General features: G+C 56.7%; 28 protein-coding genes and 3 tRNA genes. 11 read left to right on the top strand and 20 right to left on the bottom strand.

What is annotated here, in order from left to right; translation table 11 throughout:
• Positions 1-279: 279 nt before the first annotated feature.
• Positions 280-1,305 (top strand): HTH-type transcriptional repressor PurR, encoded by a 1,026-nt coding sequence (gene purR, locus ACK5JN_RS08545; RefSeq protein ID WP_416869767.1) that lies wholly within the window; start codon positions 280-282, stop codon positions 1,303-1,305.
• Positions 1,306-1,308: 3 nt separating this feature from the next.
• Here purR and punR read toward each other — a convergent pair whose 3' ends face one another.
• Complete coding sequence (gene punR / locus ACK5JN_RS08540; RefSeq protein ID WP_416869766.1) at positions 1,309-2,235, bottom strand: DNA-binding transcriptional activator PunR; 927 nt, start codon at positions 2,233-2,235, stop codon at positions 1,309-1,311.
• 112 nt (positions 2,236-2,347) lie between these two features.
• Between punR and punC the strand changes: the two genes are divergently transcribed.
• Positions 2,348-3,541 (top strand): purine nucleoside transporter PunC, encoded by a 1,194-nt coding sequence (gene punC, locus ACK5JN_RS08535; protein WP_416869765.1) that lies wholly within the window; start codon positions 2,348-2,350, stop codon positions 3,539-3,541.
• Positions 3,542-3,839: 298 nt separating this feature from the next.
• On the top strand, positions 3,840-4,988 hold the full coding sequence (gene cfa, locus ACK5JN_RS08530; protein ID WP_416869764.1) for a cyclopropane fatty acyl phospholipid synthase: 1,149 nt from the start codon (positions 3,840-3,842) through the stop codon (positions 4,986-4,988).
• Positions 4,989-5,027: 39 nt separating this feature from the next.
• Here cfa and ACK5JN_RS08525 read toward each other — a convergent pair whose 3' ends face one another.
• On the bottom strand, positions 5,028-5,666 hold the full coding sequence (locus tag ACK5JN_RS08525; protein WP_416869763.1) for a riboflavin synthase subunit alpha: 639 nt from the start codon (positions 5,664-5,666) through the stop codon (positions 5,028-5,030).
• Positions 5,667-5,916: 250 nt separating this feature from the next.
• Between ACK5JN_RS08525 and mdtK the strand changes: the two genes are divergently transcribed.
• Entirely contained in the window at positions 5,917-7,290 is a 1,374-nt protein-coding gene (mdtK, locus tag ACK5JN_RS08520) for an MdtK family multidrug efflux MATE transporter (RefSeq protein WP_416869762.1), read from the top strand.
• 45 nt (positions 7,291-7,335) lie between these two features.
• On the opposite strand, the gene zinT is transcribed toward mdtK, so the two are convergent.
• Positions 7,336-7,965: a metal-binding protein ZinT gene (zinT, locus tag ACK5JN_RS08515; protein ID WP_416869761.1), complete on the bottom strand. Its 630-nt coding sequence runs from the start codon at positions 7,963-7,965 to the stop codon at positions 7,336-7,338.
• A gap of 299 nt (positions 7,966-8,264) precedes the next feature.
• Between zinT and ACK5JN_RS08510 the strand changes: the two genes are divergently transcribed.
• The 3 genes from ACK5JN_RS08510 (at position 8,265) to ACK5JN_RS08500 (ending at position 8,503) form a co-directional block, all read left to right on the top strand.
• Positions 8,265-8,341 (top strand) — tRNA-Val (locus tag ACK5JN_RS08510).
• Positions 8,342-8,345: 4 nt separating this feature from the next.
• Positions 8,346-8,422, top strand: a tRNA-Val gene (locus ACK5JN_RS08505).
• A gap of 4 nt (positions 8,423-8,426) precedes the next feature.
• Positions 8,427-8,503: transfer RNA gene (locus ACK5JN_RS08500), tRNA-Val, on the top strand.
• Positions 8,504-8,550: 47 nt separating this feature from the next.
• Here the strand turns inward: ACK5JN_RS08500 and ACK5JN_RS08495 are convergent.
• The 3 genes from ACK5JN_RS08495 to glgS all read right to left on the bottom strand — a co-directional run bounded on the left by ACK5JN_RS08495 (position 8,551) and on the right by glgS (position 9,906).
• Entirely contained in the window at positions 8,551-8,868 is a 318-nt protein-coding gene (locus tag ACK5JN_RS08495; RefSeq protein WP_416869760.1) for a putative quinol monooxygenase, read from the bottom strand.
• A gap of 166 nt (positions 8,869-9,034) precedes the next feature.
• Positions 9,035-9,373, bottom strand: coding sequence for a thiosulfate sulfurtransferase PspE (pspE, locus tag ACK5JN_RS08490; protein ID WP_416869759.1), 339 nt, complete (start codon positions 9,371-9,373; stop codon positions 9,035-9,037).
• A gap of 326 nt (positions 9,374-9,699) precedes the next feature.
• Entirely contained in the window at positions 9,700-9,906 is a 207-nt protein-coding gene (gene glgS / locus ACK5JN_RS08485) for a cell surface composition regulator GlgS (RefSeq protein ID WP_416869758.1), read from the bottom strand.
• Between the two features lie 255 nt (positions 9,907-10,161).
• On the opposite strand from glgS, the gene ACK5JN_RS08480 reads away from it, so the two are divergent.
• Entirely contained in the window at positions 10,162-10,302 is a 141-nt protein-coding gene (locus ACK5JN_RS08480; RefSeq protein WP_416869757.1) for a hypothetical protein, read from the top strand.
• Between the two features lie 66 nt (positions 10,303-10,368).
• Here ACK5JN_RS08480 and ACK5JN_RS08475 read toward each other — a convergent pair whose 3' ends face one another.
• Complete coding sequence (locus ACK5JN_RS08475; RefSeq protein WP_416869756.1) at positions 10,369-11,241, bottom strand: oxygenase MpaB family protein; 873 nt, start codon at positions 11,239-11,241, stop codon at positions 10,369-10,371.
• 17 nt (positions 11,242-11,258) lie between these two features.
• Positions 11,259-12,134 (bottom strand): NAD(P)-dependent oxidoreductase, encoded by an 876-nt coding sequence (locus tag ACK5JN_RS08470; RefSeq protein ID WP_416869755.1) that lies wholly within the window; start codon positions 12,132-12,134, stop codon positions 11,259-11,261.
• A gap of 217 nt (positions 12,135-12,351) precedes the next feature.
• Here ACK5JN_RS08470 and ldtC point away from each other — a divergent pair, with 217 nt between their 5' ends.
• Positions 12,352-13,311 carry a L,D-transpeptidase LdtC gene (gene ldtC, locus ACK5JN_RS08465; RefSeq protein ID WP_416869897.1) on the top strand — a complete coding sequence of 320 codons (960 nt, stop codon included), beginning with the start codon at positions 12,352-12,354 and terminating at the stop codon, positions 13,309-13,311.
• An 88-nt stretch (positions 13,312-13,399) separates the two neighbouring features.
• Here ldtC and bhsA read toward each other — a convergent pair whose 3' ends face one another.
• Positions 13,400-13,657 carry a multiple stress resistance protein BhsA gene (gene bhsA / locus ACK5JN_RS08460; RefSeq protein WP_064545779.1) on the bottom strand — a complete coding sequence of 86 codons (258 nt, stop codon included), beginning with the start codon at positions 13,655-13,657 and terminating at the stop codon, positions 13,400-13,402.
• Between the two features lie 245 nt (positions 13,658-13,902).
• Here bhsA and ACK5JN_RS08455 point away from each other — a divergent pair, with 245 nt between their 5' ends.
• Complete coding sequence (locus ACK5JN_RS08455; RefSeq protein WP_416869754.1) at positions 13,903-14,538, top strand: TetR/AcrR family transcriptional regulator; 636 nt, start codon at positions 13,903-13,905, stop codon at positions 14,536-14,538.
• Between the two features lie 57 nt (positions 14,539-14,595).
• On the opposite strand, the gene ACK5JN_RS08450 is transcribed toward ACK5JN_RS08455, so the two are convergent.
• Both ACK5JN_RS08450 and ACK5JN_RS08445 read right to left on the bottom strand, forming a co-directional pair.
• Positions 14,596-15,132: a glycine zipper 2TM domain-containing protein gene (locus ACK5JN_RS08450; RefSeq protein ID WP_416869753.1), complete on the bottom strand. Its 537-nt coding sequence runs from the start codon at positions 15,130-15,132 to the stop codon at positions 14,596-14,598.
• 210 nt (positions 15,133-15,342) lie between these two features.
• A complete protein-coding gene (locus ACK5JN_RS08445; protein WP_416869752.1) occupies positions 15,343-16,647 on the bottom strand; it encodes an NAD(P)/FAD-dependent oxidoreductase in 1,305 nt (434 codons plus the stop codon).
• 109 nt (positions 16,648-16,756) lie between these two features.
• On the opposite strand from ACK5JN_RS08445, the gene ACK5JN_RS08440 reads away from it, so the two are divergent.
• Positions 16,757-16,924, top strand: coding sequence for a hypothetical protein (locus ACK5JN_RS08440; protein ID WP_416869751.1), 168 nt, complete (start codon positions 16,757-16,759; stop codon positions 16,922-16,924).
• Here the strand turns inward: ACK5JN_RS08440 and ycfP are convergent.
• The 9 genes from ycfP to ACK5JN_RS08395 form a co-directional block, all read right to left on the bottom strand.
• Positions 16,921-17,463, bottom strand: a complete 543-nt coding sequence (ycfP, locus tag ACK5JN_RS08435) for an alpha/beta hydrolase YcfP (protein WP_416869750.1) — start codon at positions 17,461-17,463, stop codon at positions 16,921-16,923. The genes ACK5JN_RS08440 and ycfP overlap by 4 nt on opposite strands.
• A 38-nt stretch (positions 17,464-17,501) precedes the next feature.
• On the bottom strand, positions 17,502-18,527 hold the full coding sequence (gene nagZ / locus ACK5JN_RS08430) for a beta-N-acetylhexosaminidase (protein WP_416869749.1): 1,026 nt from the start codon (positions 18,525-18,527) through the stop codon (positions 17,502-17,504).
• Positions 18,515-19,357, bottom strand: coding sequence for a thiamine kinase (thiK, locus tag ACK5JN_RS08425; protein ID WP_416869896.1), 843 nt, complete (start codon positions 19,355-19,357; stop codon positions 18,515-18,517). The genes nagZ and thiK overlap by 13 nt, the downstream gene beginning before the upstream one ends.
• Positions 19,338-19,973: a penicillin-binding protein activator LpoB gene (lpoB, locus tag ACK5JN_RS08420; RefSeq protein ID WP_416869895.1), complete on the bottom strand. Its 636-nt coding sequence runs from the start codon at positions 19,971-19,973 to the stop codon at positions 19,338-19,340. The genes thiK and lpoB overlap by 20 nt, the downstream gene beginning before the upstream one ends.
• Before the next feature lie 22 nt (positions 19,974-19,995).
• The gene (locus ACK5JN_RS08415; RefSeq protein ID WP_416869748.1) at positions 19,996-20,370 is read right to left on the bottom strand and encodes a YcfL family protein; all 375 of its coding nucleotides are present in this window, start codon (positions 20,368-20,370) and stop codon (positions 19,996-19,998) included.
• A gap of 3 nt (positions 20,371-20,373) precedes the next feature.
• On the bottom strand, positions 20,374-20,730 hold the full coding sequence (hinT, locus tag ACK5JN_RS08410; protein WP_416869747.1) for a purine nucleoside phosphoramidase: 357 nt from the start codon (positions 20,728-20,730) through the stop codon (positions 20,374-20,376).
• A 128-nt stretch (positions 20,731-20,858) separates the two neighbouring features.
• A complete protein-coding gene (locus ACK5JN_RS08405) occupies positions 20,859-21,182 on the bottom strand; it encodes a YdbL family protein (protein ID WP_416869894.1) in 324 nt (107 codons plus the stop codon).
• 11 nt (positions 21,183-21,193) lie between these two features.
• Positions 21,194-21,385 carry a YnbE family lipoprotein gene (locus tag ACK5JN_RS08400; RefSeq protein WP_416869746.1) on the bottom strand — a complete coding sequence of 64 codons (192 nt, stop codon included), beginning with the start codon at positions 21,383-21,385 and terminating at the stop codon, positions 21,194-21,196.
• Complete coding sequence (locus ACK5JN_RS08395; RefSeq protein ID WP_416869745.1) at positions 21,382-24,024, bottom strand: YdbH family protein; 2,643 nt, start codon at positions 24,022-24,024, stop codon at positions 21,382-21,384. The genes ACK5JN_RS08400 and ACK5JN_RS08395 overlap by 4 nt, the downstream gene beginning before the upstream one ends.
• Positions 24,025-24,314 lie beyond the last annotated feature (290 nt).

Raw genomic sequence — 24,314 nt, 5'->3', positions numbered from 1 at the left:
TTCATTACCACAGTAAAACTGAGCTCACTCATTTTTGCACAGATAATCGTAAAAATCTTCACAGATTTAGCAGGATGTTGGTTTTTGCTCTTCCACTTTGCGTCCAGATACGTCAAAATTCGACGCTTATTTATAAGCGTACCGGCCATTGACCCCCTCCTGTCGTCCTGTATCGTTTTCCCGGCGAACCGCAACCCACAAATTGCGTCAGGGTGTGTAAAGGCAAACGTTTTCGTTTCGGGTTTATCAGGGGCAGGCCAGGGTCTGGAGTGAGATGGAATGGCAACAATTAAAGATGTAGCGAAGCGCGCAAACGTTTCCACTACAACCGTATCACATGTAATTAACAAAACGCGTTTTGTCGCTGAAGAGACGCGCGAAGCAGTGTGGGCGGCGATCAAAGAACTGCACTATTCACCGAGCGCCGTGGCCCGCAGCCTGAAGGTCAACCACACCAAATCGATTGGTTTGCTGGCGACCAGCAGCGAAGCGGCCTACTTTGCTGAGATTATCGAAGCCGTTGAGAAAAACTGCTTCCAGAAAGGCTATACCCTGATCCTCGGCAACGCGTGGAACAACCTCGAGAAGCAGCGGGCCTACCTGTCTATGATGGCGCAAAAGCGCGTCGACGGCCTGCTGGTCATGTGTTCCGAATACCCCGAGTCGCTGCTCACCATGCTGGAAGAGTACCGCCATATCCCGATGGTGGTGATGGACTGGGGCGAAGCCAAAGCCGACTTTACCGACTCGGTGATTGATAACGCTTTTGAAGGCGGCTATATGGCCGGTCGTTATCTGATTGAGCGCGGCCACCGCGATCTTGGCGTTATTCCAGGTCCGCTGGAACGCAACACCGGCGCAGGCCGTCTGGCGGGCTTTATGAAGGCGATGGAAGAAGCGCAAATCAACGTTCCGGCGAACTGGATAGTCCAGGGCGACTTTGAGCCGGAGTCGGGCTATCGCGCCATGCAGCAGATCCTGTCCCAGCATCCGCGCCCTACCGCCATATTCTGCGGCGGCGATATCATGGCGATGGGCGCACTGTGCGCCGCCGATGAAATGGGCCTGCGCGTGCCGCAGGATATTTCGCTGATCGGTTATGATAACGTGCGTAACTCGCGTTTCTTTACCCCGGCGCTGACCACCATTCACCAGCCGAAAGATTCGCTCGGTGAAACGGCCTTCAATATGCTGATGGACCGTATCGTCAGCAAGCGTGAAGAGTCGCAGTCGATTGAAGTGCACCCGCGCCTGATTGAACGCCGCTCGGTAGCCGACGGCCCGTACCGCGACTACCGTCGTTAAGTATTATCTGCGGGCGTCCTGAACGGGCGTCCGCAGCCACTCCTCGTTCAGCGTCTCGCTATCTCCCAGATACTCCAGCAGCCAGCTTAACGCCGGTGACGCTTCACTCTGTTGCCACGTCAGGCAGCAGGCCGCATCCGGGAACGGATTCTCCAGCGCCAGCGCCACCCACTCCCCGCTCTCGAGCCACGGCTGCGCCAGATGCCCCGGCACCATCGCCGCACACAGCCCTGCTGAAATACAGGTTTCCGACGACGCCCAGTCCGGCACCACGACGCGTTTCTGGTTATCCAGCAGCCAGGTCGTGCGCTTGGGCAGCGAGCGCGAGGTGTCTTCCCGAACCAGCGACGGCCAGTTTCGCAATACGTCATCGCTTAGCGGCCCTGCCATCTTCGCCAGCGGATGAGAACTGGCCACCACGCAGTGCCAGTTGAGCATGCCCATATCGCGAAAGGCAAAGCGCCCCCCGACCGGAATCGCCTGGGTGGCGCCAATTGCCAGCTCCACGCGCCCATCCGCCAGCGCGTCCCAGACGCCGTTGAACACCTCCTGGTAGACAATCAACTCGACATCGCTGAAGTGGCGATAAAAATCGACAATCAGCTGGCGCGTACGCTGAGGTTTGACGATGTTATCCACGGCAATCGCGAGCTGACCGCGCCAGCCGTTGGCAATCTGCTGACACTGTTGCCGCGTGATCTGCATTTTTTTGATAACAGAACGCCCTTCCTTCAAAAACCACGCCCCGGCTGGCGTTAATTCGACGTCACGGTGGCGGCGCTCAAACAGCGGTACCGCCAGCCACTCCTCAAGCTGTCGCACGGTGTAGCTTACCGCAGAAGGCACCCGGTGTAGCTCCTGGGCCGCCGCGCTAAAACTGCCGTTGCGCGCCACCGCATCGACCACTTCCAGAGAATATTCAGACCACATTTTCTGCCTGCAAAAATTTTGAATCCATGACTCAAATATTAGCGTTTCACAACCGTGAATGCACTCTCTACACTCGGCGGCATAGTTTGAACGACGATAAAAAGGGTAATTTATGCAACCTGGGAAAGGTTTTTTAGTCTGGCTCGCGGGGCTGAGCGTGCTGGGCTTTCTGGCGACCGATATGTACCTACCGGCGTTTGCCGCGATTCAACAAGACCTGCAAACCCCGGCTTCCGCCGTCAGCGCAAGCCTGAGCCTGTTCCTCGCAGGTTTCGCCGTGGCGCAGCTGCTGTGGGGGCCGCTGTCCGACCGCTATGGTCGCAAACCGATCCTGCTGACCGGTTTAACCATCTTTGCCGTCGGCTGCCTGGGCATGCTGTGGGTTCGTGACGGCACGACCCTGCTGGTGCTGCGTTTTGTGCAGGCGGTGGGCGTATGCGCCGCGGCGGTCACCTGGCAGGCCATGGTCACCGATTATTATCCGGCCCAGCGCACTAACCGTATTTTTGCCACCATCATGCCGCTGGTCGGCCTGTCTCCGGCGCTGGCCCCGCTGCTCGGCAGCTGGCTGCTGGCCCACTTTGACTGGCAGGCCATCTTTGCCACCCTGTTTATCATCACTCTCGTGCTGATGCTGCCCGCTCTGCGTCTGAAGCCTGCGCACCCTAAAAAGGCCGCCAGCGATCAGAAGCTCACCTTTATGCATCTGCTGCGCAGCAAAGACTACCGCGGTAACGTGCTGATCTACGCCGCCTGCTCTGCCAGCTTCTTCGCGTGGTTGACCGGTTCGCCGTTCATTTTGCATGAAATGGGCTACAGCCCGACGGTCATCGGCCTGAGCTATGTGCCGCAGACGATCGCCTTCCTGATCGGCGGATACGGCTGTCGCGCCGCGCTGCAAAAATGGCAGGGTGCCCAGATGCTGCCGTGGCTGCTGGTATTCTTCGCGCTGAGCGTCATCGGGACCTGGGCTGTCGGCCTGGCGGAAGGTGTCTCCCTGACCGCGCTGTTGATTCCGTTCTGCATTATGGCCACGGCCAACGGTGCGATTTATCCGATTGTCGTGGCGCAAGCGCTGAAGCCGTTCCCGCAGGCAACCGGCCGCGCGGCGGCGCTGCAAAACACCCTCCAGTTGGGGCTGTGCTTCCTGGCAAGCCTGGCGGTCTCTACGCTGATTGCCACCCCGCTGCTGACCACCACCAGCGTCATGCTGGCCACCGTGGTTCTGGCCGGGATAGGCTACCGCATGCAGCTGTCGGCGCGTCGCGCTGAACGTCAAAACAAACACGCCACCTCTCACGCCTAAATATCACTCATATCAATGCCATGAGTAACGATTAGGACGCTAAGTTTTATGTTGAATCAATGAACTTAGCGTCCTATACTGGATCGGCATCACACAATTAATATACATTTAACTAATTAAACGGGCGCAGGATGGCGTCTCGTTAAACCATGGATTGGCTTTCGGCAAGGGGTTCTTCCCTTCCTCTGTGCTACGTCGGATAGCAGACTCACGAATTTTTCGTGACATTTCTCACAAACCAGAAAAAAGCGTCTACGCTGTTTTAAGGTTCTGATCATCAGGTCGGGATGGAGAAGCTATGAGTTCATCGTGTATAGAAGAAGTAAGTGTACCGGACGACGACTGGTATCGTATCGTTAGCGAGCTGCTAAACCGAGCAGGCATTGAAATCAACGGCAATGCCTCCTGCGATATTCAGGTCAGAAATCCGCGTCTTTTCAAACGTGTTTTACAAGAAGGTTCGTTAGGTCTTGGCGAAAGCTATATGGACGGTTGGTGGGAATGTGACCGTCTGGATATCTTCTTCGACAAGGTGCTGCGTGCCGGATTAGAAAACCAACTCCCACACCATTTCAAAGATACGCTGCGCATTGCCGGCGCTCGCCTGTTTAACCTCCAGAGCCGCAGACGCGCCTGGCAGGTCGGTAAAGAGCACTACGACCTCGGCAATGACCTTTTCAGCCGCATGCTCGACTCCCATATGCAATATTCCTGCGGTTACTGGAAAGAAGCCAAAACCCTGGAAGAGGCCCAACAAGCCAAGCTGGATCTCATTTGCCAGAAATTGCAGCTGAAACCGGGTATGCGCGTGCTGGATATCGGCTGTGGCTGGGGCGGTCTGGCCGCCTTTATGGCGAAAAACTACGGCGTGACCGTTAAAGGCGTGACGATTTCCGCTGAACAGCAAAAAATGGCGCAGCAGCGCTGCGAAGGGCTGGACGTCGAAATATTGCTCCAGGACTATCGTGACCTGAACGATCAGTTTGACCGTATTGTCTCGGTAGGGATGTTCGAGCACGTGGGGCCGAAGAACTACGACACCTATTTTAACGTGGTCGATCGCAACCTCAAGCCCGATGGGCTGTTCTTACTGCATACCATCGGCTCGAAGAAAACCGACAATAACGTTGACCCGTGGATCAATAAATACATCTTTCCGAATGGCTGTTTACCGTCTGTTCGCCAGATTGCCGTCGCCAGCGAGCCTCACTTTGTGATGGAAGACTGGCACAACTTTGGCGCCGACTACGATACGACGCTGATGGCCTGGCATACGCGTTTCCTCGCCTGCTGGCCGGAAATCGCTGACAACTATTCTGAACGATTCAAACGGATGTTCAGCTATTATCTCAACGCCTGTGCGGGTGCCTTCCGCGCGCGCGATATCCAGCTGTGGCAGGTCATGTTCTCCCGAGGGGTGGAACAGGGTCTACGCGTCGCACGTTAGTGCTTAAACGCCTGCGCCGTCCGACGCAGGCGTTTTTCTTTACTCTGCAATCGCCTGGGCCGCTGCCGCTGCTTTCGCCGCCATCACCCGTTCAACGGTATCGACTACCGCCTGGGTCTGCGGGTCAATCTCGATATTCACGCGATCGCCGAGGCGTTTTTTACCCAGCGTGGTGCGTTCCAGCGTTTCCGGGATCAGGTGCACGCAGAAACGGGTGGCCGTCACCTCCCCGACCGTCAGGCTAATACCGTCGATGCCGATAAAGCCTTTATACAAGACATATTTCATCAGCGACGGATCCTGGATTTTAAACCAGATTTGCTTATTGTTTTCCGAGGTCAGAATTTTCGCCACTTCCGCCGTGGTCATAATATGGCCCGACATTAAGTGGCCGCCAATTTCATCGCTGAATTTCGCCGCGCGCTCAACGTTAACCACATCACCCACCTGTACATCGCCCAGATTGGTAATACGCAGGGTCTCTTTCATCAGGTCAAAGCTAATCTGGTCGCCGTTGATTTCCGTTACCGTTAAGCAGCAACCGTTATGCGCCACCGACGCGCCCGTCTCCAGGCCGGACAACATATGTTCCGGCAGCGCCACGACGTGGGTGCGGAAGTTCGGTTTTTCATCAATGGACACGATTTTTGCCGTGCCCTGCACAATACCAGTGAACATATCCTTAACTCCTGTTAATCATTGTGCCGGTATCGCTACCGGTTCATCTGCTACGCACAATAGCAGTTGATAAAACAGGTTGCCACCTTCCGCGACGATACCCCTTTTTTTTGACTAGATTAATAGCAAATCCTCGCTACAATATCGGAGCAATTCCTCTATTTATTCTTCTTGCTGCCGGTTAAGGCGGCTTTTCTGTCTCCCGTGCCCGCGCGCGGCGAGAATAAATAACAACAATACAGGTGTTCACGTGCAGAAGTATTTTAGCGAAGCGCGTCAGTTATTAGCTCTGGCTATCCCGGTTATCCTTGCGCAGGTTGCCCAAACGGCAATGGGGTTCGTCGACACAGTTATGGCCGGGGGCTACAGCGCCACCGACATGGCCGCCGTGGCCATCGGGACCTCTATCTGGCTACCGGCGATTCTCTTCGGCCATGGCCTGCTGCTGGCCCTGACGCCGGTGATAGCCCAGTTGAATGGTTCCGGCCGCCGCGAACGCGTCGCGTTACAGGTTCGCCAGGGGTTCTGGCTGGCCGGATTTGTCTCGGTGCTGATCATGATCGTGCTGTGGAACGCCGGTTATATTATTCGCTCGATGCATAACATCGACCCGGCATTAGCCGACAAAGCGGTTGGCTATCTGCGCGCGCTGCTGTGGGGCGCGCCGGGCTACCTTTTCTTCCAGGTGGCGCGTAACCAGTGCGAAGGGCTGGCGAAAACCAAGCCAGGAATGGTCATGGGCTTTATCGGCCTGCTGGTGAATATTCCGGTCAACTACATCTTTATTTACGGCCACTTTGGCATGCCGGAGCTCGGCGGCGTGGGCTGCGGTGTCGCCACCGCCTCGGTTTACTGGGTGATGTTCTTTAGCATGCTCTACTACGTGCGCCACGCGGGATCGATGCGCGATATCCGCCATAGCGAGCGTTTCAGCCGCCCGGATTTCTCCATCCTCAAGCGTCTGACCACGCTCGGGCTGCCGATCGCGCTGGCGCTGTTCTTTGAAGTGACGCTGTTCGCGGTTGTTGCCCTGCTGGTGTCACCGCTGGGGATTGTTGACGTCGCCGGGCACCAGATTGCGCTCAACTTCAGCTCGCTGATGTTCGTCCTGCCGATGTCGCTGGCGGCGGCGGTCACTATCCGCGTCGGCTTCCGTCTGGGCCAGGGCTCAACGCCGGACGCACAGGTTTCTGCCCGCACCGGTCTGGGGGTTGGCGTGTGCATGGCGGTTTGTACGGCAATCTTCACCACCCTGATGCGTACCCATATCGCGCTACTGTACAACGATAATCCGGAAGTCGTTACGCTGGCCGCCCAGCTGATGCTGCTGGCGGCGCTGTACCAGATTTCCGATTCTATCCAGGTTATCGGTAGCGGCATTTTGCGCGGTTATAAAGATACCCGTTCGATCTTCTTTATTACCTTTATCGCCTACTGGGTGCTGGGTCTGCCGTGCGGCTACATCCTGGCGCTGACCGATCTGGTCGTGGAACGTATGGGCCCGGCGGGCTTCTGGTGGGGCTTTATTATTGGCCTGACGTCAGCGGCGGTGATGATGATGCTGAGAATGCGCTTCCTCCAGCGCCAGCCGGCGTCGGTCATTCTGCAACGCGCCGCGCGTTAATGCGGTAAGCCCCCTCGCCTTTCAACGGTCGAGGGGGCGCTGCGCTTAGTGATGCAGCATCTCATCCACCACCTGCTTTTTGGTCAACTGGTACGGATAATACGTCGGCCAGTTGTCCATTTCCGTCAGTAGCGCTTCCTGAGATTTATTGCCCATAAAGATGTGGAAATGCGCCGATTTTCGCGGCCCGATGATATGGTCGCTGAACTGCACGTATTTTGGCGCCGCGCTGTTAGCATCCTCGCACTCAAAGAGATAACGTACGCCCTTCTTGCCAGACGCGTAGGTTAAGACTTTATGCCCGGCGTAGCGATACTGGCAGGCGCTGACCTTATCGCCGACGTGAAATTCCATCACCCCATTTTCAATGCCGATCATATTGACGTCGGTCGCATAGCCGACGCGGTAATACTCTTTAATCTGCGCGAAGTTTTTGCTCTTATCCTTCGCCGCTTTCTGCTGGAACACCGGATCCAGATCGCCGGATAGCAGCAGCCCATTCACCGATTCCCAAACCCCCTCCCAGTCTTCCAGCGTGCGATCCTTCACGTCGCTGACGTCAAAAATACCTTCCGCCGCCTTCTGCTCTTTCTCGGTTAGCGGCTGCCCGCGATCGTGATGCCCGTGCGACAACGCCTGGCCGCTGACCAGCAGCGAGCCCAGAACCAAAGCCATTTTTCCCAGATGTTTCACGTGTGTTTTATCCTGATGGTTAGCATGAGACTCAAAACGTTATAACATAACATTACAAATTTCAATCATCGCTAACAAAAAGGATCAATGAGCGGATTGTGCAGGAAAGAGACGAAATGACGCCCGGATAAAATCGAGGGAGATCAAAGGAGTTTGACACGCCGCAGAAAAATGCAGCAGAGCTGGGCAAAAGTTCTCCAGTCGGGTGAAATCACACATTTTCCGCTTGCCACAGCCCGTCGCTGCCGCTAATATTCGTCCCCGTTGCCGCAAGCAACAATGCGTTCGTAGCTCAGTTGGTTAGAGCACCACCTTGACATGGTGGGGGTCGTTGGTTCGAGTCCAATCGAACGCACCATTATGCGTTTATAGCTCAGTTGGTTAGAGCACCACCTTGACATGGTGGGGGTCGTTGGTTCGAGTCCAATTAAACGCACCATTACGCGTTCGTAGCTCAGTTGGTTAGAGCACCACCTTGACATGGTGGGGGTCGTTGGTTCGAGTCCAATCGAACGCACCATATCTTCCCGATATGGTGCCTCTCTTCTCTCTTTATTTTCCCTTATTCTACAGCTTCGTTAATCGTTGCACGCTGATGCTATCCAGCTTTCCATCCAGCGTTTCCAGAAAATCATCGTGATACGGCATCGCCACGTGTTGCTTCAGCGCCTCCTCCGACGTCCAGCGCTCGATAAAGACAAACGATACCCTGCCCTCATTCCCCAGCTCGCGCACGTCGGGAATCGCCCGGCTTTCATGCAGGTCGTACTGCAGGCATCCGGCTTCCTGATGCGTGAGGGGGACCATAGCCTGCGCGGCTTTTCTAATCGTGTCGATATGCTCCGGGCGGGGCGTCAGGGTAGCGACAATTTTAACTTCACTCATGTGAGATCCTTTTGCGTCAATAACGAAACCTGGGGCTTCACAAGGAAACCTGGATTATTCAGGCTAGCAACGGAGTCTCAATTACGCCAACCGAACGCTATTCCCGACGGAGAAATCGGGCTACCACGAGCGCCCGCTTCGACGCCCGTCGGCTGGCTGGGGAGGATTATTTTACCAGCGGTTGTTTTTTCTCGACGTCTTTCAAACCGCCTTCGTTAACGGCATTCTTATAGCCCATCTTCTGCAGCAGCGTTTCCGCTTTGCCTGACTGATTGCCGGTATTGCAGTACAGATACAGCGTGTCATTTTTATCCTGTGTTACTTCGCCGATGCGATCCGCCAGTTGCTTCAGCGGGATATTCACCGCCCCCTTAACGTGCGCCTCCTGATACTGGTCCGGCGTGCGGACATCAATCCAGTGTTCAGCGGCCCAGGTGGCGGTGGAGGCCAGCAGTACTGCGCCAGCAAGCAGCAAGTTTTTCAGCAGTCGGGCTTGTGTAGACATAATATTTCCTCGTTAGTGAATGTCACATCGGATTATAGCCCTCTGTTTTATAAGGGATAGGTAGAAAGAACGGTAAAAAGTGACCGGTGTCGTGAAATGGGTCTTTACACCACCGTCCGGGGCATCCGAGGCCGTAACGGCTAATCCTGTTTCAGATACTGGGCCAGTACGGCGACAAAAGCGTGAAGTTGTTCCGAGGTAATGCCGTTATGACGGCCGATCGCATAGTGGCTTTTCAATCCGAATAACGCGGTTATCCGGAAACAACAACGGGCACCTCAGGTGCCCGCTTCAAGAAAAACGGGCCACATGCGGCCCGCTAATGATTAACACACTTCCAGCGCTTGCTCTTTGGCCCTTTCAGCCTGCTTTCGATAGTGGTCATACCGTGCACAAAACCACAGCCTTTGCTGCTCATTCATGTTGCCGGTGATCGTGCTGATGTCGATGGGATGGCCCACCGCGTGCATATGCGCAAAGCTGCGGGCCAGAAAATCAAAATTTGTTAATGCCTGTAGATCCTGTTTCTGCATTGCATATCCCTCCGATCTGGTACTCGTTTTTAAGGTTATATGCTTTCCTGTTTCCAGTATTCGCCTGTTATCGATCTCTCTTTGAACACTGCGTGCGCATTCAGCCGCGCTACGTCACATTTCAGCGGGAATGTGGATGTGGATAGCGAAATGACGGTTTGTGCTGAATAGACGATCACGTCCATAAGCGGGTACATCAATCAACATTTTTGCAATATACTCTGACAAGTGTAGAACAGAGTGAGTACATAACTAATGGAAATCGATCTTAATAATCTGATTTTTGACGGTCTGGAAGAAGCGGAAGAGCGCAATGCGGAACGTCTGGAGGATGCAGATAAGAAAGCGCAGGCGATTGTCGCCGATGATGACTGCGGCGACGCCTGCAAAATCTGATAACGGAGCCGGCATTCAACGCCGGCTTTTTTTTACTCACTACCGGCGCTGAATGCGCGTCATCTGTCAAGGTTTACGCTGCATACGGCGCATGGCGCAATGATAAGCGCCGTTACGCACCGAGCGCCGCAGGACCGCCGCAATCAGATGCACGCCGCCCCGCACCGCCCGCTGCTCCAGCGGGTGCAAGCGTAACCCCAGCATCTCCTGAGCCCATTCGGGCAACAGATCGATACCGGCCTTCATAAATATCATGCCCGCCGGCTGCGCCAGACGCCCCGGTAGCCGCGTGGTCATCAGCACCCTCGCCACTTCGCGCGTCCGTTCATCACAGCGCAGCTGCGGACGCATTGCGGCGAGATAATCGGCCACCGCATCCGGCGTTTTCGGCACGTTGCGCGCCCCCAACCGCTCAGCAATGCTGGCCGACTCGATAAAGTACTGTGCCTGACGCGCAGGCGTGACCACCGTGCGTCGATAGCGCAGGTGCGAGGCCATAAACGAACTGCATTCCGCGACGTGTACCCAGGTCAACAGATCCGGGTCACTGGCGGCATACGGTGCCCCGTCGGCGTCAATGCCGCTGATCCGCGCGTGAATGGCCTTCACTTTCGCAATCAGCCGCTCGGCATCGGGTTCAGTGGCAAAGGTGGTGGCGGAGATAAACTGGCTGGTGCGGCGCAGGCGGCCAAAAATATCCTCGCGAAAGGAGGAGTGATCCCAGACGCCCGCCAGCGCCAGCGGGTGCAGCATCTGCAGCAATAGCGCGCTGATGCCGCCGCACAGCATAGAGCTAAAATCACCGTGCACCGGCCAGATGGCCGACTGCGGGCCAAACAGCCCCGGTTCACCGACCGGGCGCTCAAAATCAATTTCGTTGAGCGCCATCCCCGTCAGGCCGAGCACCTGACGTTCAATGCGCTGGCGTAGCCATTCCATTGCCGCCCCCTCGTTGGTTAGACCTGACGCGCGTTATCCAGCCACGCGTAGACCGCCGCCAGATCCTGCTCGGCCAGCCCGTTCTGCGCCGCCGTCTGCCAAAGCTCGGCAATATCGCTCATCATCGGCATCGTGCCCTGCGGCGCACTGGCCAGCGCCAGACGCGCATCTTTCAGCGCGTGCTGAAGCTGCATCTGCGGGGTGTAATCGTCATTGCGGATCATCTCCAGCTTACCCTTCACATAAGGTGCCGCCAGCGGGCCGCCTTCCAGCGTTTCCCACAGCTGGTTGGGGGTGAAACCAAACTGTTTTGCCAGCTGCATGCTCTCCGCAACGCCCTGCATCATGGCGATAAGCCAGGCATTGATCACCAGCTTCATTTTCTGACTGTTACCCGCCTCGCCGTACCACTGAGTGCCACGAGAGATCGCGTCGAACACCTGCTGTGCGGCGCCCGCTCGCGCCTGGTCGCCGCTGGCCATCACCAGAATTTGCGCGTTTTCCGCTGGCGCTTTGGTGCCAGACACCGGCGCGTCGAGATACAGCATGTCCGGTCGCAGCGAATGAAGCAGCGCGATCGCCTCTGCCGTCTCCTGAGTCCCGATGGTGCCCATCTGGCAGAAGGTCGCGCCCTCCGCGCAGGACGGCGCGATGGCGCGGATAATCGCCTGAGTGGCAGCGCCATCGGTGAGCATCGCGATAATCACCTGTGCGTCAGTCACCGCCAGCGCAGCGTCGTTGCACAGCTGAAGACCCTCAGGCTGGAGATCTTCGCCGCGCCCCGGCGTACGGTTCCAGCCGTACACCGTGAACCCTTTTTTCAGCAAATTGGCGGCAAACGCGTGGCCCATTGCGCCCAATCCCAGAACCGCTACCGCGGGCAGTGCCTTCATCTTTTTCTCCTCACATGTTCGGTCATTTTTTGTAGACTGCTGATTTTTCGGCCGCAATGCAACCGGATAATCCACTGCCGCCGTCCCTCCTTTCTAAGCAATAAAGGCCCAACCTTTACATACTCTTTCAATCCCTCGTCACTTCCCTACAGTCTCCTTACGCATAATACTCGTTTTAACTTTTAGACAACATTTGCAACTTTGAGGGATTAGAGTGATGCGTCAAACTCTGCAACTTTCACGCTGGCTGGCGGGCCTGGTCCTCGCCGTTAGCGTTGCGCTGCCGGCCAGCGCTAACTCCTGGCCGTTACCGCCTCCCGGCAGCCGGCTGGTTGGTGAAAACCGCTTCCACGTCGTCGAGAACAACGGCGGCTCGCTGGAAGCCATCGCCAAAAAATACAACGTCGGTTTCCTGGCGCTGTTACAGGCTAACCCCGGCGTCGACCCTTACGTGCCCCGCCCCGGCAGCGTGTTGACGATCCCGCTGCAAACGCTGCTGCCTGATGTACCGCGTGAAGGCATCGTGCTTAACCTGGCCGAACTGCGGCTGTACTACTACCCACCGGGCAGCAATACCGTCACCGTCTATCCGATTGGCATTGGTCAACTGGGGGGCACCACGGTGACGCCAACCATGGTCACCACCGTTTCTGATAAACGCGCCAACCCCACCTGGACGCCTACCGCCAATATCCGTGCGCGCTATCGCGCCCAGGGCGTTGAGCTACCGGCGGTGATGCCTGCCGGCCCGGATAACCCGATGGGCCACCACGCCATTCGCCTCGCGGCCTACGGCGGCGTGTACCTGCTGCACGGCACTAACGCCGATTTTGGCATCGGAATGCGCGTCAGCTCCGGCTGTATTCGCCTGCGCGATAACGATATTAAAGCCCTGTTCGATCAGGTGACGCCTGGCACGAAGGTCAACATTATCAATACGCCAATTAAGGCCTCGGTGGAGCCAAACGGCGTTCATCTGGTGGAAGTTCATCAGCCGCTATCCGAGCATATTGATGACGACCCGCAGACGCTGCCAATCGTACTTAACGCGAGCATGAAAGCCTTCAGCCAGAGCCCGAATACCGATGGCGAGGTGATGAACAAAGTGATGGATGTGCGCTCCGGGATGCCGGTTGATGTCACCCGTCATCACGAGGTTGCGCAGCAAAATATGTAGCAGATAACAGAAAAGAAAAGGCCCTGAGCGTATTCCGCTCAGGGCCTTTTTTATCGCAGTGGCATAAGCATTATGAGGGTTTTAATGCTTATTTATAGATTACCGCAGTACCGTGGAGGGAGTTCGGACCGCTAACGGAAGTGATGCGGAAAGATTTCGCCCCCATTTCATCGGCTTTCTGTGACAGTTCTTGTTCCAGGGATGCCAGGTTCGGGCCCGCAGAGGCGGCAATGTTGCCGACTTTGTGCTGGTCTGCTGGAGTGGATTGCACTTCAACAGCGGCAAAACTTGCAAATGATAGTGAGCTCAGGACTGCGGCGATGGCCAGGGTTTTTACGTTTTTCATGATTTATACCTTGCAGATGAATTTTTGTAGGTCAGACGTTATTAACTTAACGATCGATAAAATAATAATAATGAGATCCAGGTCACACGTCAACGTATTTTTATAACGATCGTTTATTTAATTAGATTTCATATATTTTTCATATGAATATGCTCATCTCTTTTTTACGCCGGAAGCGCTAGCCCCCGTCGACGATTATTTTTATAATGAGCATTCACTAAACACCGACTAAGGTAGGCGGCACGATGACAACTGACACGCAAAGTTGCGCGAAAAAAGGCCGTGGTCGACCTAAAGTATTCGACCGGGAAGCGGCGCTTGATAAAGCAATGACGCTATTCTGGCAATATGGCTATGAAGCAACCTCCCTCTCCGACCTGGTCGAAGCCACCGGAGCCAAGGCCCCCACGCTGTACGCTGAGTTTGTGAATAAAGAGGGGCTCTTCCGCGCCGTTCTTGACCACTATATCAGCCGTTTTGCGTCGAAAAATGAGGCCTGTCTGTTCTGCGATGAGCAGACGCTGCTGGAAGCGCTGCGTAACTATTTCACCGCCGTCGCGACCTGCTTTACCAGCAAGGATACCCCTGCTGGCTGCTTTATGATTAACACCTCTGCGGCGCTGGCGGCCTCTTCAAAGGAGATCGCCAAAACCATTAAGTCGCGCCACGCGGTGCAGGAACAGACGCTGTGCCAGTTCTTACAGCTGCGACAGGCGCGCGGAGAGATTCCGGCCGAGAAGAACGTTGCCGAGCTGGCGCAGTTCCTGAGCTGTATTTTACAAGGGATGTCGATTAGCGCGCGCGAAGGCGCAGACTTTGCAACGCTGATGCAGATTACCGACACCACGCTGCGGTTGTGGCCGCACATGATTGCCGCGTAATAAAAAAACGCCCCTCAGTCTGGGAGACTCAGGGGCGAACAGCACACTAACGCTTTTTTAGGCTTTATTCAGTACCAGCTGACCGTTGCTATCCAGCGGAATCTGGTCGCCAGGCTGTTTATCCATCCGGATTTTCCCCTGCTGGTCGCCGATTTTGTAGGTTACATCGTATCCGAGCGTCTTCTCAGACTTGTCGTACACGGTTTTACAACGCTGTTCAGTCGTCGTATAGGTGTCATTGTTCTGCATCGCGCCCTGCACCTGGTTACCGGCATAGCCGCCCCCCAGCGCGCCGACGACGGTGGCGACGTCTTTACCGCGCCCACCGCCAAACTGATGGCCAATCACCCCACCCGCAACGGCACCCAGCACCGAACCGGCAATACGGTTTTCATCCTGTACCGGACGACGGTGCGTCACCGTCACATTACGGCACTCCTGACGCGGGTTTTTAACGGTTTCCTTGATTGGCGTAGCGGAGATCACCTGCGCATACTGCGGGCCACGATCGAATACGTTCATACTCGCTACGGCGGCAACCCCAAGCGCGGCTGCAACGCCAATACCAATACCCGCCAACATTGATTTATTCACGGGACTTCCTCCTTTGTTGCTATTGCTAACAATTGTGCAACTTAACGCAAACGGCAGCTATCAGACAAAAGCGCAAAAAACAGGATTTTGTGTGGGAATAGAGGTGTTTGAGAGAATTCTGAAGACGGGAACGAGCAACATGGGCGCATGGCCGGAAGGCGCTGCGTTTATCCGGCCTGCATGCGGATCGGCATGCAGGCCGGGAGCAGATTAGTGCAGTTTCAGGCGCGGGCGAATAACGCGGTTGATGCTGCCCACCAGCATCATCAGGCCGGTTTTGCAGTAGCCGTGCAGCGCAATCTGGTGCATACGATACAGTGAGATATACACCATACGCGCGATACGCCCTTCAATCATCATGGAGCCACGCATCAGGTTACCCATCAGGCTACCCACCGTAGAATAGTTGGACAGCGACACCAGCGAGCCGTGATCTTTGTAGGAATACGGCTTCAGCTCTTTCCCTTTCATCTGCGCCAGAATGTTGTTCAGCGCGCAGGTGGCCATCTGGTGCGCAGCCTGGGCGCGCGGCGGCACAAAGCCCCCTTCCGGACGCGCGCAGGACGCGCAGTCGCCGATGGCGTAGATATCCTGGTCGCGGGTGGTTTGCAGCGTCGGCTCAACCACCAGCTGGTTGATGCGGTTAGTTTCCAGGCCGCCAATCTCTTTCATAAAGTCTGGCGCTTTAATCCCTGCCGCCCAGACCATCAGATCGGCCTGAATATACTCGCCATCTTTGGTGTGCAGACCACCTGCATCGGCGCTGGTCACCATCGTCTGGGTCAGCACGCGCACGCCCATTTTGGTCAGCTCGCTGTGCGCTGCGCCGGAAATACGCGGCGGCAGCGCCGGCAGAATGCGTTCACCGGCTTCCACCAGCGTGACGTTGAGCGCTTCGTTGCTCAGCCCTTTATAGCCGTAGCTATGCAGCTGTTTCACCGCATTGTGCAGTTCTGCCGACAGCTCTACGCCGGTCGCCCCGCCGCCAACAATGGCGATGTTCACCTTGCCGTTGGCGCCAAGGTTAGCGGAATATTTGAGGAACAGGTTCAGCATTTCCTGGTGGAAACGACGCGCCTGATGCGGGTTGTCGAGGAAGATGCAGTGCTCTTTCACACCCGGGGTATTGAAGTCGTTCGAGGTGCTGCCCAGCGCCATCACCAGGGTGTCGTACGCCAGCTTGCGCTCGGGTACCAGCAGCTCGCCCTTCTCGTCGCGCAGCTCGGCCAGGGTAATGGTTTTGGCTTCACGGTTGATATCCATCACCGAACCCAGCTGGAACTGGAAGTGATGATTACGCGCGTGCGCCAGATAGCTCAGCGCATCCACGCCTTCGTCCAGAGACCCCGTCGCCACTTCGTGCAGCAGCGGTTTCCACAGGTGGCTATGGTTGCGATCCACCAGCGTGATTTTGGCTTTTTTACCCTTGCCGAGTTTACGCCCCAGCTGAGTCGCCAGTTCCAGGCCGCCAGCGCCGCCACCTACAATTACAATTTTCTTCATTGGCGTAGTCACGAGACCCCCTTAAAATTTATTAACCAATTGTTAATTAAAAGTTATAAGCATAGCTCTTAATTAACAACAAGTTACTAACAAGAAACCATTCAGCTGCAATGAGAATAACATGAATGGTGCATTGGTCATACCAAAATTGATGTGCATCAAGTTTTATCGCGCAGAAGTTGAACGAACGGCGTTCTGGCGGCCTGAAAAATCCGCGGTGCGGTTAAAAATTAACAAAAAAAAGCCCCGGCAACCCATGGCTGCCGGGGCGTTAAGCCACGTCATTTAACCTAACGTTTTAAACGCTTTAATTCGCTGCAGGTGCGGCGAGATATTTTTAAACTTATGGCCCTGCTCTTCATCCCAGATGATTTCATAGTAATGATGCAGCATCTCGGCTGAACGCTGGCTGTCCAGCGCATCATCGTGACGGGATAAAATCGCCAGGCAGCGGTCGCGGTTCTTCTCGCGGAAGTTATTCACGCATTTGGTGGCAATATCGATGTACTCTTCCGGGCGATCGATCTTGCCGTCCATGTTCTCGTTCGGGAACAGGTTCGGGTTAAACATCACCTGGCGGATATCGCACAGAAAACCAATGCGCTCTGCCCAGTAGCCGCCCAGCCCCACACCGCAAATCAGCGGGCGCTCGTCAGCGTTCAACTGCAGCATTTTGTCGACTTCTTTCAGCAGATGCTGCATGTCATGCTTCGGGTGCCGCGTACTGTAGCTAATCAACCGCACGTCCGGGTCGATAAACTGCAGCTGTAGCACCTTTTCATGGTTGCCTGGGCTATTCGAGTCAAAACCGTGTAAATAGATAATCATCGCGTCCTCACCACACCATTACTCCCACACCGGGAGGGTTAATGACCAGCCTTCACTTCCTGCCAGCGTTCATGGAGTTGCTCCAGCTGAGCGCTAACCGTTTTCCAGCGGGCGGAGTCCATCAGTTCCTGACGGCTAAATGAACCTTTATGATACAACTTCGTAACACGCTCTGCGTTGATCGGCGACAGGTTATCCAGCACGCTCACCGCCCCCTTACGATTATTGCAGACGAGGATCATATCGCAACCGGCATCGAGCGACGCCTGCCCGCGTTCGGCGTAGCTGCCCATAATCGCCGCGCCTTCCATTGACAGATCGTCAGAGAAAATCACGCCGTCAAAGCCCAGCTCGCCGCGCAGCACGCTTTGCAGCCAGTGCGCAGAGCCGCTGGCCGGGCGCGGATCAACGGCGTCGTAAATGACGTGCGCGGGCATAATGGCGTCGAGCGCGTTTTCGCTAATCAGCGTTTTAAACACTGCCATATCCTTCGCGCGGATGTCCGCTTCCGGACGCGGATCGTGCGGCGTCTCTTTGTGCGAGTCGGCGGTCACCGCCCCGTGTCCCGGGAAGTGTTTGCCGGTGGTTTTCATCCCGGCGGCGTGCATGCCGTCAATAAAATGACGCGCCATCACCAGCGCTTTCTGCGGATCCGCATGATAAGAGCGCTCGCCGATAGCGGTACAGATATGGCCCACGTCCAGCACCGGCGCGAAGCTGATATCAATATCCATGGCGATCATCTCGCTGGCCATCAGCCAGCCCGCATCGGCCGCCATCCGGCCGCCTGCTTCTTCCCCCAGCACGGCGGCAAAAGACTGCGCGGCCGGTAAACGGGTAAAGCCCTCGCGGAAGCGCTGCACGCGGCCGCCCTCCTGATCGACGGCCACCACCAGCCGATGGTGAGACGCGCTGCGAATCTGGCGCACCAGTTCGCGCAGTTGCTCGGGGTCATGGTAGTTACGGCTAAACAGAATTAAGCCGCCGACCAGCGGGTGCGCCAGAATTTCACGTTCTTCGGCATCCAGCTCGTAGCCTTCCACATCCAACATTACTGGCCCCACACGGCCTCCTTTTTGTTCTTAAGCTGCAGCCAGGTTTGATTGGCCAGCGTGATAAATTGTTCGTCGCCGGTTTGTTGCCAGCGACACTCGAACCAGCCCGCCATCAGCATCAGCACCCACGGGCGCCAGCGCAGCGTCTGTCGCCACAATAGTTCCGGGGCGATGTGCGCCAGCTCGGCGTAGACCTGCGTCAGCTGATGACGCTGTTGATTATCCGGCGTCCATACGGCCGCCAGCTCCAGCGCGATATCACCGTCGCCGGCGTATTCCCAGTCGATCAGCTTTAAGCCCCCTTCCGCGTGCACAATATTGCCCGCGTGGACGTCCATATGCAGCGGCGCCAGGCGTAACGGCTGTGGCTCGCCCTGACGACGCAGCCGTTTCAGGCTACGCAGCCAGAAAGGCGTGCGGCGCGACGGACTACACTGCTGCCAGTACTGCTCCAGCAGAGGCAAAAGCGCCAGCCGCCAGCCGAATCGACGTTGCTGGTGTAAATCATACAGGAGAGTCGCCAGCGGTCGATGCGCCGGGAGCACGCTTTTGATCTCTCCGGCTAAAAAATCGACGGCCATCCAGCCGGGCGTATAAAAAACCGGCTTTGGTGCCAGGGTGGCGGGTAACTGACGAAGGGCATGATATTGACGAAGGAATTCGCTTTCCGGCGCGTCGGGCGCATGGTGCTGGCGAAGGACCAGCCGCCGTTCAGCGTTTTGCAGAATACAGCTGCTGCCGCTCAGCCCCGAGGTTTCGGGGCTGGCGACGATGCGGTAGTGCGGAAATTCGCGTGACAGCAGCGCGTCACGCGAAAGCTTATTGTTGCGCAACCGCACCTTTACCCGACCAGACAATCTCACCGGTCTGCACCAGCATCAGCTGCATTTGCAGGGTTGGCGCATTTACGTTGCCGGTGGCGTTAGAGTACAGCACGTACTGCGCGCCCACGGTACGGGCAATGCCCATCGCTTTACTGCGCGAGCCGAGGCTATCCTGCGGCGACAGACCCAACTGCTGTTTCGCGACCGCCAGCTGCTGAGCGGAAACCAGCGTGAAGGTACCGTTGCCCGCCAGCGCATTACGCAGCGCGGTGGTCGCCTCACCGGCGTTCAGCGAACCGTTGGTACGGTTGTTGACGCTGTCGACCAGCAGAATGCTGCCCGCCGTCACGCCGCCGGTTTGCAGCATTTTGCCAACCAGCGGCTGCACTGCGCCGTTCCAGTCATAGTGACGCACGCGCGGCGTTGGCTGCGCAGGCTCACCGCCATGTTCAATCGGCCCCGGCTGCTGTGGGATCGTCGGCACGCTCGGTACCGTCGGCACCGGCTGCTGCGGTTCGACAGGCTGCTGTGGCTGCTGCGGATTGGCCGTATCTACCGGCGCCGGTTGTTCGCGCACCACACACCCTGTCAGTACCAATGCCAGCGAGGCAATCAACGCGTAGCGACCCAATTTACTCATTCCAGCTTACCTCTCAAAGATAAAGATAAAGTCGGGCTTTATGCGCCCCTAAACCGTTAGCCGTCCCGTAGAGCGTAACCGAGCCCATCGCGGGAACGGTGATGCTGCGCGGCGCTTCCAGCGGGTGCATTTCCAGCCCTCTGGCGTCATACCAATAAAAACGGTAGTGGACGGTGACCGGCTCACGCCTTTCGTTGAACAGCTTTGTGCTGGCGGTAGCCTGAATATCTGACGACGCGATCTCGGGCTTTTCCGCGCTGATGCCTGCCGCCAGAACGTTAGACTCCATCACCAGCGTCTGCTGCTCGCTGACGGCGATTTCCGGGCGCGAATGACACCCGGCGAGGAGCGCCGTACCCAGCAAAAGACCCAGATATGCCGATTTCATAGTTTAGCCTTTATGCGCCAGCATCGGCCCCAGCGGGCGGCCGCCCAGCAGGTGCATATGAATATGGTAAACTTCCTGCCCGCCGTGGCGGTTGCAGTTCATGATCAGACGGTAGCCGTCTTCCGCAATACCTTCATCCTGCGCGATTTTCGCCGCCACGGTAATCATACGACCCAGCGCCTGCTCGTGCTCGGCGGTCACGTCATTAGTGGTGGCAATCAGGGTATTAGGGATAATCAGAATATGGGTCGGTGCCTGCGGAGAGATATCGCGAAACGCGGTGACCAGCTCATCCTGATACACGATATCCGACGGGATTTCACGACGAATAATTTTGCTGAAAATGGTTTCTTCTGCCATAAATAATTCCTTTATTATTCTCATATGCCGTCGGTAAAATCGTTGCCGACGAACAGCTTAGATGCCAGAGTATGAGCGAGTTACGCTACCTCTTTCAACAGTAATACGATTTTTCTTACCGTCTCACGTTACTTACGTACCCACTGGCCGTTAATGCCCTGCACATATTCGCCCGGCAGCGCTTTATCGATCAGCTTTTTCCCCGCCAGCCGCGCCACGTCCTGCTGCGACATATTGTTGCTCTGCGCCAGCTGCTGATAGCTTTCGCTACGGGCTTGATTGATTTTTTTCACCAGCGCCAGCGTGTCATTATCCTGAACCCGCGCTGCCAGATAGCCGCCCTGGGTTTCGCCCACCCGCCCTTGGGTTCTCGCCTCTGCCAGCGTTAGCGCCTGTGCCTGAATGCTAAACAGACCTAACAACAGCACCGCGATTATGCGTATTTTTCTCATCATGGACGGCCTCAGAATAAGTCGCTACGCGATTTCAGCAGATCCTCAACGTCCTTATCGGCCTTGATGCGGATTTCGTGCTCAATCTTAACGTTCATATTGATGGTAATCGGCTCTTTTGGCGCCGCCACCTCAATGCGGGGTACGCAGCCCGATAGCAGTGCCGTGGCCGCGACGCCCAGCATGGCGATGGTTAATTTCATTGTTGCTCCTTACATTCCGTGCCGCGGCGACACGGTACACCGGGAAGGGTCGCGTGTTGCTCAAGCCATGACTGAAGTTTGTCGCCAAAGCGCAGGCTTCGCCACAAATCAAAAACATTCTCCTGGTGCGTGTAATTCAGGCGCACCGTACTGCGCTTCTCGTCCATCACCCCGGTGCCGGTCACCGTGGCCTGCAGCGTCAGCATGCCCAGGCTATCGAGGTTGATTCGCGTCCACGATCGAGAGATTTCCATATAGCGCAACCAGTTGATGGCCGCGCCCGCGGCGATATTATCGGCGGCTACCGCGTCGGCGGTGTCTTTATCCAGCCGCAGGGTCATCGGGCCAGGATTATGCAGCCAGCCGTCCTTAATGATCCATTTGCTGTCGTTCAGCCACAGCGGTAATGCGCCGTCAACGGGGCCGGACATGGCAAACTGTTTCGGGTTAACCGCGCTCACCAGCTCGCTGGTAGAAATCTGCTGCAAGCGCAGCAGCGCCGCATCGCGCTGCGGCATTCGTAGCTGCTGCATCGTCACTTTCCCGCCAAGTACATCAACGCTGACGTTGCTTAACTGTAGCGGCTCGGCATCGCTCCACGGCCAGGTGCCCTGCAGGTCGGCGGTCACGTTGCGCGCGGTAACCTGGTTGACGATTTCGGCAATGCGCAGCGACACCGGGCGGCGCGTGCCTAACTGCCAGACGCCTGCCTTCAGGCGGAACGGCAGCACAAAATCGACGCCGTTGATTTCGTTATCCGGCATCCACGCGCTGCCGTTGCGCAGCACGCCGTGACCACCGGCCTCAAATCCTTGCCCGGCGGCGGCAGAAAACGCCACCTGTGCGTACAGCGTGCCGTCACGTAGCTTCATTTTCCAGTCCGGCGGTACCAGCGGCTGGAAGACCTCCAGTGACTGTTTTGGCCACCACGCTTGCCCGCGCAGGCGCTCGCCGTCCCAACGGCCCATCACGCGTACCGGCCCAATCTCCTGCGCTTTCAGGTCGCCTTTAAACTGGAAGAAGGTGGGATCGCGCCCCTTGACGCTGAAGGACAACGCCGACGCGGGCAGCACGCTACCGCCGGTAAAACGGGTTTCGCTCGCCTCCAGCGCCAGCGCGCCGGTAAAGGAAGGATGCTGCTCATTGCGGAACCAGTGAATCGGCCGTTCCAGCTTGAGACGCGGCTTATCAATAGTCATGGTGCCGTATTGCAACTTGTCGAAGCCGGTCGACAACGCGTTCAGCACAATCGCGCTGTCGCGCCACTCGCCGGTTCCGGTCACATCCCAGCGCGCCTGCATCGGCGTAAAGTGGCCGTCGCCCCAGTAGCGCCACTGCCAGGTGCCTTTATCCGGCAGGAAATTGTCCGCCTGGCCATCCAGATGCAGCACAAAATCGCCGGTCTCCTGTTCGTGGGCACGCAGGATCGCCTGCAGGCGGCCATCGATTCCCTGGGTGGAAATCTTCACCCCCGCCAGCGGCCAGCGCACCTCATCAATATTCAGCGCATCAATTATTCGGCCGCGCGAGCGCAGTAGCGCCCCGGGCTGGAACGCCAGCACCGGCGTCACCAGCGGGCCGCTGAGGTGAGCGGGCAGCTTCGCGTAAAAGATCAGGTCGCCCTGCTTCGCTTCGCCCACCAGCTGGAGCGGCATGTTGCTGTTATCCATACTCAGCACGCCCGGCCCGACGTTCAGAACCGCCACGCCCTTGCCCGCATCGCCGGCGGTCAGCACGCTGAGGCGGCCGGTTACCTGCGTTTTATCGACGCCCTGCTGCCAGTTTTCCAGCTTCACGCCCACGCGGCCGCTAAGCGGTATCCCCGCCTGATACGGCCAGCTCCAGCGCCCATCGCTGATGGTGAGCTGCTGTTCCGTTAAGGTCCAGGGCAGATCCAGCAGCGGGTCGCCTTCGCCGCGGGCCATCACGATCAGTTGCCCCTGATTGCCGTCCCAGTTGAGTTCGGCATCCACCAGAGACGGCACCTGCGGCACCTGGAAAGTGGATTCCAGATGCCCTTGTACCGGCAGCCCGTCGGGTACCAACGGCATCGTGAATTCGCCGAGCAGCTTAACCGGCGGCTCGCCTTCAATCAGGCTGGCGTGCAGTTCGCTCACCGTCAGCGACTGGCCGTGCAGCCGGGCGCGTAGACGGATCTGTTCGCCGCTATATTCCACTTCCTGCCGCTGTGGGGTGAGTGAAACGGTGAGTTTGCCCTGCCATTTCTCCCACGGCGAGATACTCAGCGCGTCAATGGTTAGCCAGGTATTGGGCAGCATCGACTGCCACTCCGCCAGCGTGCGCGGCGCGCCGGGCACCGCATCGTTTTCCGGTAGTTTATTAAAACAGAGGGAGTTGAGATTGGCCGAGGCGGCATGCAGCCGCCAACGGCTAGGATGTGACAGGGTCACGTCCTTGAAGCTCGCCAGCTCGCAATCCCCCGCAAGATAGCGCAGATCGGGAATACGCAACGCTGTACGCGTCAGCCGGGGGCTTTCATTGAACGCAATGCGCGTACCTGCCGGAAGCCAGATGCCCACCAGCGTAGGAACCCAGTACCCCAGCGTCATCACCAGCGTGAGCGGCAGCAGTACTAAAAGCAGGAGTAGCGCAATGATGGCTTTATATTTACCCTTCATGGGTGCAGTGATATCCAGATTGAACAAGCAGTGATGCCAGACCGCGCAGCGAGCAGCCCAAAGGCACATATTGTGTCATGTCAGACCAGAGAGTGAAAGCCGCCGTGATGATTTAAGAATAGCGGCTGTAAAACAAAACGTGAGGAATTTCAGTTGATTCTGATTGAGAACTGCGATTCGCGCCCCCATTTAAAACGCGTATACTGAAGAGAGTTTCTTTACCTATCCTTAGCTTTCAAAATATTTTTATACTTTGTAAGATTTTTTGAAATATGCTAACTTGACTCTAA

This window comes from Kluyvera sp., assembly GCF_047971185.1.
In the GTDB taxonomy this organism is placed as follows: domain Bacteria; phylum Pseudomonadota; class Gammaproteobacteria; order Enterobacterales; family Enterobacteriaceae; genus Kluyvera.
Note: the sequence above shows the minus strand (reverse complement) of the source record. Positions and strands in the feature narration are given on the sequence as shown.